General features: G+C 62.0%; 8 protein-coding genes. 5 read left to right on the top strand and 3 right to left on the bottom strand.

Going from position 1 to position 8,425, the window contains the following annotated elements; all coding sequences use genetic code 11:
* Positions 1-109: 109 nt before the first annotated feature.
* Positions 110-1,603 carry a CoA-acylating methylmalonate-semialdehyde dehydrogenase gene (locus B4L76_RS24210; protein ID WP_296235557.1) on the bottom strand — a complete coding sequence of 498 codons (1,494 nt, stop codon included), beginning with the start codon at positions 1,601-1,603 and terminating at the stop codon, positions 110-112.
* 73 nt (positions 1,604-1,676) lie between these two features.
* Positions 1,677-3,023 carry an aspartate aminotransferase family protein gene (locus B4L76_RS24205; RefSeq protein ID WP_296235556.1) on the bottom strand — a complete coding sequence of 449 codons (1,347 nt, stop codon included), beginning with the start codon at positions 3,021-3,023 and terminating at the stop codon, positions 1,677-1,679.
* Between the two features lie 115 nt (positions 3,024-3,138).
* Here B4L76_RS24205 and B4L76_RS24200 point away from each other — a divergent pair, with 115 nt between their 5' ends.
* The 5 genes from B4L76_RS24200 to B4L76_RS24180 all read left to right on the top strand — a co-directional run bounded on the left by B4L76_RS24200 (position 3,139) and on the right by B4L76_RS24180 (position 7,490).
* Positions 3,139-4,059, top strand: coding sequence for a LysR family transcriptional regulator (locus B4L76_RS24200; protein ID WP_296235560.1), 921 nt, complete (start codon positions 3,139-3,141; stop codon positions 4,057-4,059).
* Between the two features lie 90 nt (positions 4,060-4,149).
* Complete coding sequence (locus tag B4L76_RS24195; protein WP_170028128.1) at positions 4,150-4,812, top strand: TetR/AcrR family transcriptional regulator; 663 nt, start codon at positions 4,150-4,152, stop codon at positions 4,810-4,812.
* Between the two features lie 9 nt (positions 4,813-4,821).
* A complete protein-coding gene (locus B4L76_RS24190; protein ID WP_296235555.1) occupies positions 4,822-5,406 on the top strand; it encodes an IMPACT family protein in 585 nt (194 codons plus the stop codon).
* A gap of 363 nt (positions 5,407-5,769) precedes the next feature.
* Positions 5,770-6,456 carry an SDR family oxidoreductase gene (locus B4L76_RS24185; RefSeq protein WP_296235554.1) on the top strand — a complete coding sequence of 229 codons (687 nt, stop codon included), beginning with the start codon at positions 5,770-5,772 and terminating at the stop codon, positions 6,454-6,456.
* A gap of 86 nt (positions 6,457-6,542) precedes the next feature.
* Entirely contained in the window at positions 6,543-7,490 is a 948-nt protein-coding gene (locus B4L76_RS24180; protein WP_296235553.1) for an adenosine deaminase, read from the top strand.
* A 19-nt stretch (positions 7,491-7,509) separates the two neighbouring features.
* On the opposite strand, the gene B4L76_RS24175 is transcribed toward B4L76_RS24180, so the two are convergent.
* On the bottom strand, positions 7,510-8,223 hold the full coding sequence (locus tag B4L76_RS24175) for an ArsR/SmtB family transcription factor (RefSeq protein ID WP_296235552.1): 714 nt from the start codon (positions 8,221-8,223) through the stop codon (positions 7,510-7,512).
* Between the last annotated feature and the right edge of the window lie 202 nt (positions 8,224-8,425).

Genomic DNA, 8,425 nt, shown 5'->3' with positions numbered 1-8,425 from the left:
GCATTATAAGGGCATTCGAAATCGCGTCAACCTTTAATTTCAAGAAACTTTAACGTTCCTGAAAAACAAGCGGGGAGGCCTGACGGCCTCCCCGCTTCCTGTTCATTATTTACAAACTAGGGAAGGCAAACTGCGAAGCCTCATGGCTGGCCCGCTGCGGCCAACGCTGGGTAATCGCCTTGCGACGAGTATAGAAACGCACCCCGTCCGGGCCATAGGCATGCAGGTCACCGAACAGCGAGCGCTTCCAGCCACCGAAGCTGTGGTAGGCCACCGGCACCGGCAACGGTACGTTCACACCGACCATGCCCACTTCGATCTCGTCGCAGAACAGGCGCGCCGCTTCACCGTCACGGGTGAAGATGCAAGTGCCATTGCCATATTCGTGGTCGTTGATCAGCTGCATGGCCTGTTCCAGGCTGTTGACGCGCACCACGCACAGTACCGGGCCGAAGATCTCTTCCTTGTAGATGCGCATCTCCGGCGTCACGTTGTCGAACAGCGTACCACCTACGAAATAGCCATCCTCATTACCGGCCACTCGGTAACCACGACCATCCACCACCAGCCTGGCGCCGGCAGCAACCCCCTCATCGATGTAGCCCACCACCTTGTCGCGAGCGGCAGCAGTCACCAGCGGTCCCATGTCCAGGCCGCACGAGGTGCCAGCACCGATCTTCAATGCCTTGATCTGCGGTTCGAGCTTGGCAATCAGCGCATCGGCCACCTGATCACCCACGCACACCGCTACCGAAATGGCCATGCAACGCTCGCCGCAAGAACCATAGGCCGCGCCCATCAGCGCGCTGACCGCATTGTCCAGGTCGGCATCGGGCATCAGCACTGCGTGGTTCTTGGCGCCACCCAGGGCTTGCACGCGCTTGCCACGCTTGGTGCCCTCGGCATAGATGTACTCGGCGATCGGGGTCGAACCGACGAAGCTCAGGGCCTTCACCTCCGGCGCTTCGATCAGCGCATCCACCGCTTCCTTGTCACCATGCACCACGTTGAGGATGCCGTTCGGCAGGCCAGCTTCATGCAGCAGTTGGGCGATGTACAGGGTCGAACTCGGGTCCCGCTCGGAAGGCTTGAGGATGAACGCGTTACCGCAGGCGATGGCCAGCGGGTACATCCACAGCGGCACCATGGCCGGGAAGTTGAACGGGGTGATACCGGCAACCACACCCAGCGGCTGGAAGTCGGACCAGGCGTCGATGTTGGGGCCGACGTTGCGGCTGTACTCGCCTTTCAGCACTTCTGGCGCTGCACAGGCGAACTCGACATTCTCTATGCCACGCTTCAGTTCGCCGGCAGCGTCTTCCAGGGTCTTGCCGTGTTCTTCGCTGATCATCTGCGCAATGCGGGCTTCGTTCTGCTCCAGCAGCTGCTTGAAGCGGAACATGACCTGGGCGCGCTTGGCCGGTGGGGTGTTGCGCCACGCCGGGAAGGCTGCCTTGGCCGAGTCGATCGCCTGCTGCACGGTTGCGCGGCTGGCCAGCTCGACCTTGCGCACAGCCTGGCCAGTGGACGGGTTGAAGACATCGGCGCTGCGTTCACCCTTGGTAACCAGTTCGCCGTGGATCAGGTGCTGAACAATGCTCATGCAAAACTCCAGATAAAGAAGGTTGAGCCAGGCGCGCGAACTGCTCGCGTGCCAGGCCTCAGAATCGGACAGATCAGTCGATCAGGTTCAAGGTCTCGCCCACGGCGTCGAACAGGCGGTCCAGTTGCTGCGGCGTGGTGTTGAAGGTTGGGCCGAACTGCAGGGTGTCGCCACCAAAGCGCACATAGAAGCCGGCCTGCCACAGCTTCATCGCCGCTTCGTACGGACGAACAATGGCATCACCATCGCGGGCAGCGATCTGGATGGCACCGGCCAGGCCGTAGTTGCGGATATCGACGATGTTCTTCGTGCCTTTCACGCCGTGCAGCAGCTTCTCGAAGTGCGGCGCCAGCTCGGCAGCCGACTGCACCAGGTTTTCCTTCTGCAGCAGGTCCAGTGCCGCGATACCGGCGGCACAAGCCACCGGGTGGGCCGAGTAGGTGTAGCCATGCGGGAATTCCACGGCGTATTCCGGGGTCGGCTGGTTCATGAAGGTCTGGTAGATCTCGCTACTGGCGATAACCGCGCCCATCGGGATGGCGCCGTTGGTTACCTGCTTGGCGATGCACATCAGGTCCGGGGTCACGCCGAAGGCTTCGGCACCGGTCATTGCGCCCATGCGGCCAAAACCGGTAATCACTTCGTCGAAGATCAGCAGGATGTTGTGCTGGGTGCAGATTTCGCGCAGGCGCTTCAGGTAACCCTTGGGCGGCGGCAGTACGCCGGCGGAACCCGCCAGTGGCTCGACGATCACGGCAGCGATGTTGGACGCATCGTGCAGTTCGATCAGCTTGAGCATTTCCTCGGCCAGGGCGATGCCACCCTCTTCCGGCAAGCCCTTGGAGAAGGCGTTCACCGGCAGCACGGTGTGAGGCAGATGATCGACATCCAGCAACTGGCCGAACAGCTTGCGGTTACCGTTGACGCCCCCCAGGCTGGTGCCGGCGATGTTCACGCCGTGGTAGCCGCGGGCACGGCCGATGATCTTGGTCTTGGTCGCCTGGCCTTTCAGGCGCCAGTAGGCGCGCACCATCTTCAATGCGGTGTCGGCGCACTCGGAACCGGAGTTGGTGTAGAACACGTGGTTCAGGTCGCCCGGGGTCAGCTCGGTGATCTTCTCGGCCAGCTGGAACGACAGCGGGTGGCCGAACTGGAAGGCCGGAGAGTAGTCCAGGGTGCCGACCTGACGTGCTACCGCCTCGGTGATCTCCTTGCGGGTATGCCCTGCGCCACATGTCCACAGCCCCGACAGCGCATCGAAGACCCTGCGCCCCTTGTCATCGACCAGGTGATTGCCTTCGGCCGCCACGATCAGGCGTGGGTCGCGCTGGAAGTTACGGTTGGCGGTGTAGGGCATCCAGTGGGCATCCAGCTTGAGCTGGCTGGCGATACCGGCGGTAGCGATTTCGGGCATGTTCATCGGCGGTTCCTCGGAAGACGACTAGGCAACGATGGATGTTGTTGCAGCTAAAGTGGCACGGCGATAAAGTCTGAAAAAGCCAACATTTCTAACCTTCAGACAGGCCCCCGCTAAACTGATGAGCAGACGCCCCGACCCACTCGCCCAGGTCAGCGATTTCGACATCCGCCTGCTGAAGATCTACCGCAGCGTTGTCGAGTGCGGAGGCTTCTCGGCTGCCGAGAACGTGCTGGGCATTGGTCGCTCGGCTATCAGCCAGCAAATGAACGACCTGGAGCAACGTCTGGGCCTGCGCCTGTGCCAGCGCGGTCGCGCCGGGTTCTCGCTGACCGAGGAAGGCCGCGAGGTCTACCATTCGGCCCTGCAACTGCTCAGCGCCCTGGAAACTTTCCGCACCGAAGTCAATGGCCTGCACCAGCATTTGCGTGGTGAGCTGAACATTGGCCTGACCGACAACCTGGTCACCTTGCCGCACATGCGCATCACCCATGCCTTGGCCGAACTCAAGGACCGTGGCCCCGATGTACGCATCCAGATCCGCATGATCGCGCCCAGCCAGGTCGAACACGGCGTGCTCGACGGTAGCCTGCACGTCGGCGTGGTGCCGCAGACCAGCCCGCTGTCGGGCCTGGAGTACCAGCCGTTGTACAGCGAACGCTCGCTGCTGTATTGCGCCGTCGGCCATCCGCTGTTCTATGCCGATGACCAGCAGATAGATGACGACCGCCTCAACAGCCAGGAAGCCATCGCCCCTACCTTCCGCCTGCCGGCCGAGATCCAGGCGCACTATCAGGCCCTGAACTGCACGGCGAGTGCTTCGGACCGCGAGGGCATGGCGTTTCTCATCCTTACCGGGCGCTATATCGGCTACCTGCCTGACCACTACGCCACGTTCTGGGTACAGCAAGGCCGCTTGCGTGCGCTTAAACCCCGGCAGCGCTTCTATGACCTGAGCCTGAGTTGGGTAACACGCAAGGGGCGGCGGCCCAACCTGGTGCTGGAAAGCTTCCTCGAGAGCCTGGCTGCGACACGCTGATGCCAGTCTTTGCCGCAAACGCTTGTCACTTCGGCGCAGGCAGGTAATCTTGTCCGACAGCCGCAGCCATTGACCCGTACGGAATCGTCCATGACCCTAGAAGTCCCTGCGCATCGCCTCGCCACCTCGGGCAAACCCGCGGGCCGCATTCGCCAGAAAAACGAACAGGCCATCATCCAGGCCGCCGAAGACGAGTTCGCCCGCCACGGCTTCAAGGGCACCAGCATGAACACCATCGCCCTCAAGGCGGGGTTGCCCAAGGCCAACCTGCATTACTACTTCACCAACAAGCTGGGCCTGTACATCGCCGTGCTCAGCAACATCATCGAGTTGTGGGACAGTACCTTCAACGCCTTGAGCGTCGATGACGACCCGGCCGAAGCCCTGAGCCAGTACATCCGCACCAAGATGGAATTCTCCCGGCGCAACCCGCAAGCCTCGCGCATCTTCGCCATGGAAGTGATCAGCGGCGGCACCTGCCTGACCGAATACTTCAGTGCCGACTACCGCGAATGGTTCCGCGGCCGTGCCGCGGTATTCCAGGCCTGGATCGAAGCCGGCAAGATGGACCCAGTCGACCCGGTGCACCTGATCTTCCTGCTCTGGGGCAGTACCCAGCACTACGCCGACTTCGCCACCCAGATCTGCCAGGTTACCGGCCGCAGCCGCCTGACCAAGCAGGACATGGAAGACGCCAGCAACAACCTTATCCACATCATCCTGAAAGGCTGCGGCATCAAGCCGGCTGCCTGACCGTCATCTATGCCCTCTACCCTGCTCGACCTGTGCGAATACCGCGAGGAAATTCGCAAAAGCCGTTTCATCACCCTCGCCGGCCCCATCAGCAGTGCCGCCGAAGCGATGAGTTTCATCGAGCGCCACAGCGACCTGGCCGCGACTCACAACTGCTGGGCCTGGAAGCTTGGCGCCCAGTACCGCAGCAGTGATGACGGCGAACCGGGGGGCACCGCCGGGCGACCGATCCTGGCTGCAATCGAAGCGCAGGAGTGCGACCAGGTGGTGGTGCTGGTGATCCGCTGGTACGGCGGTATCCAGCTGGGCACTGGTGGCCTGGCCAGGGCCTACGGTGGCGGTGCCAACAAGTGCCTGCAACAGGCCCCCAAGCGGCTGCTGGTGCAGCGCAGCGAATTCGCCTGCAGCTGTGGTTTCAGTGAACTGGCGCTGGTGAAGTTGCGCCTGGCAGAGGTTGACGGGTTGGTCCTTGACGAGCAATTCACTGCCAACGGTGTTGACTTGGTGATTGCCCTCGGCGATGCCCACCTGGAGTCTTTGCAGCAGCAACTGGCCGACCTGAGCCGCGGGCGCATTCTGCTCGAAGCGCGCTGAACATGCCCACAACAACTGTGGGCCGGCCTGTGGATAAGCTTGGGGCATTCGCTTGCAAGCCAGTGTTTTCAAGCCCTGCATGCTATTGATCATATTTTGATCAGCGATTGTACTGAACGCAGACCGCTGTTTACCCAAGCGTTATCCCCAACGGAACGCCACAAAATTCAGCTACGCCATGCGCCTTGCGCACAATAACTGTGGAACAGCCTGTGGATAACCCGTGCGCCAACAGGCCCAGGGCCAAGCCATGCACGGCTCCGAAACGACTGCTCACTTTTTATACACTCGGCAGACAGGCGCCAGTGCCCACTGTGACGTATGCTCATTACCTTTTCTTTGCTTTGATAAAGGAGTGATTCCATGGCTTCTTCAAGATCGGCCCTCATCATTGGCGCCTCGCGCGGCCTGGGCCTTGGCCTGGTGCAACGCCTGCATGAGGACGGCTGGAACGTTACCGCCACCGTACGCAACCCGCAGCAGCCTGGGGCGCTTGCCGATGTGCCCGGCGTGCGTATCGAACAGTTGGAAATGAACGACACAGCCCAGCTGGATGGCCTCAAGCAGCGTCTGCAAGGCCAGGTGTTCGACCTGGTCTTCGTCAACGCCGGTGTCATGGGGCCCCTGCCACAAGACCTGGAAACGGTACAGACCCAGGACCTCGGTGAGTTGTTCATGACCAACGCCGTGGCACCGATCCGCGTGGCCCGCCGCCTGGTCGGCCAGGTGCGGGAAGGTAGCGGCGTGCTGGCCTTCATGAGCTCGATCCTGGGTAGCGTGACCATCCCCGACGGCGGCGAAATCTGCCTGTACAAGGCCAGCAAGGCAGCGCTCAACTCGATGATCAACAGCTTCGTCGTCGAACAGCAACGCCCTGACCTGTGTGTACTGGCCATGCACCCGGGTTGGGTAAAGACCGACATGGGCGGCGAAAACGCCGAGATCGATGTGCTGACCAGCACCCGCGGCATGCTCGAGCAGATCAAGGCCCAGAGCGGACACGGCGGCCTGCGTTTCATCAACTACAAGGGCGAACCCCTGGTCTGGTGACTCACCAGCTTGCAATCTGGCCGGGCACATTGCCCGGCCAGGCCCTGTAGAATGGCGGCAACCGTACCTGATCGAGATGACCCACTATGTATGACTGGTTGAACGCCCTGCCCAAGGCCGAACTGCACCTGCACCTGGAAGGCTCGCTGGAGCCCGAGTTGCTGTTCGCCCTGGCCGAGCGCAACAAGATCGCCTTGCCGTGGGCCGACGTGGAAACCTTGCGTGCTGCCTATGCCTTCAACAACCTGCAGGAATTCCTCGACCTGTATTACCAGGGTGCCGACGTGCTGCGCACCGAGCAGGACTTCTACGACCTGACCTGGGCCTACCTGCAACGCTGCAAGGCACAGAACGTCATCCACACCGAACCGTTCTTCGACCCGCAAACCCACACCGACCGCGGTATCCCCTTCGAAGTGGTGCTCAATGGCATCGACCAGGCGCTCAAGGATGGCCGCAAGCAACTGGGCATCAGCAGTGGCCTGATCCTCAGCTTCCTGCGCCACCTCAGCGAAGACGAAGCCCAGAAAACCCTCGACCAGGCATTGCCGTTCCGCGAAGCGTTCATCGCCGTTGGCCTGGACAGCTCGGAAATGGGCCACCCGCCCAGCAAGTTCCAGCGAGTGTTCGACCGCGCTCGCAGCGAAGGCTTCGTCGCCGTCGCCCACGCCGGTGAAGAAGGCCCACCCGAGTACATCTGGGAGGCCCTGGACCTGTTGCAGGTCAAGCGCATCGACCACGGCGTGCGCGCTATCGAGGACGAGCGCCTGATGCAGCGCATCATCGACGAGCAGATCCCGCTCACGGTGTGCCCGCTGTCGAACACCAAGCTCTGTGTGTTCGACCACATGAGCCAGCACAACATCCTCGACATGCTCGAGCGCGGCGTAAAAGTGACGGTCAACTCGGACGACCCGGCGTACTTCGGTGGCTACGTCACCGAAAACTTCCACGCCTTGTATACCGACTTGGGCATGAGCGAAACCCAGGCCCGTCGCCTGGCCCAGAACAGCCTGGATGCGCGGTTGGTCTGAATGAATGGCGGCGTTGCGGTCAACCGACCTGCAACGTCGGCACGCGGGCAATGCGATTGATCTGCTGGATGCCCAGCGCTGAAATATGCAAAGCCCGTGTGTCTTCGGCCTCGCGCATCCAGCCGGATTGAAGGAACAGCCTGAACAAGGCCTGCCCCAACACGCCACCCAGATGCGGCCCCTGGTCGTTGCGCTCGGTGCAGTGGCAAATTACACAGCCACGTTGCTGGTGGGGCGCCAGCGCATCGATATAGACCCCCACCAGCGCCAACTGCGCCCGCCCTTCACCGCTGACCATCAGCTGTCGACCACTGCCCTCCAACCAACCGGCGACCACCAGGCGGTGATACAGCTCACTGGCCAGCTCCCCGCCCAGATGATCACCACAGCGGCGCGCCCGGCGTACCGACATTGGCAAGGTAGCCACCGGTGCCTTGGCCTGCGTCCCCTTGGCACTTTCCAGCTGGACACTGGCCAGCGCCTCCACTGCGGCCCCGACCTGCGGCGTCGCCAAGCGAAAATAGCGTTTGCGGCCCCGCGCTTCATGCCGGAGCAAGCCGGCAGACGACAACAGGGAAAGGTGCGCGCAGGCCGATGACGAGGTAAGGCCGGTCATCACCGCAAGCTCTTTGGCCAAACGTGGTGTGCCATCGATCAATGCCCACAACATGGCACTGCGCTTGGGGTCGGCCATCAGGCTGGCGATCTGGCTGATACTGCTGGCTGCGTTCATGTCCCTGTAACTCCCTGCAAGTTCACTGTGTGGATGCGATGGCCAACCCTGGCAGGGAAGCGCCTCTCGCTGGCACTGGCCTGGTTCGCCAGTATAAGCCGCAAAAAACGCCACTCAGGCAGCCCTGCCGCGGCGGCACCTCCCCCGAAAACAACTGGGTAGGGGTACCCATGGCGAACCGTGAACAAACCTGCACATCCAC

The sequence above is a fragment of the Pseudomonas sp. UBA4617 genome (assembly GCF_002386445.1).
Taxonomy (GTDB): domain Bacteria; phylum Pseudomonadota; class Gammaproteobacteria; order Pseudomonadales; family Pseudomonadaceae; genus Aquipseudomonas.
This window is presented reverse-complemented; position numbering and strand designations above follow the sequence as displayed.

Excerpts from the sequence above, each read along its gene's own strand:
- B4L76_RS24210 (WP_296235557.1), bottom strand. The coding sequence starts at position 1,603 with ATGAGCATTGTTCAGCACCTGATCCACGGCGAACTGGTTACCAAGGGT.
- B4L76_RS24205 (WP_296235556.1), bottom strand. The coding sequence starts at position 3,023 with ATGAACATGCCCGAAATCGCTACCGCCGGTATCGCCAGCCAGCTCAAG.
- B4L76_RS24195 (WP_170028128.1), top strand. The coding sequence starts at position 4,150 with ATGACCCTAGAAGTCCCTGCGCATCGCCTCGCCACCTCGGGCAAACCC.
- B4L76_RS24190 (WP_296235555.1), top strand. The coding sequence starts at position 4,822 with ATGCCCTCTACCCTGCTCGACCTGTGCGAATACCGCGAGGAAATTCGC.
- B4L76_RS24185 (WP_296235554.1), top strand. The coding sequence starts at position 5,770 with ATGGCTTCTTCAAGATCGGCCCTCATCATTGGCGCCTCGCGCGGCCTG.
- B4L76_RS24180 (WP_296235553.1), top strand. The coding sequence starts at position 6,543 with ATGTATGACTGGTTGAACGCCCTGCCCAAGGCCGAACTGCACCTGCAC.
- B4L76_RS24175 (WP_296235552.1), bottom strand. The coding sequence starts at position 8,223 with ATGAACGCAGCCAGCAGTATCAGCCAGATCGCCAGCCTGATGGCCGAC.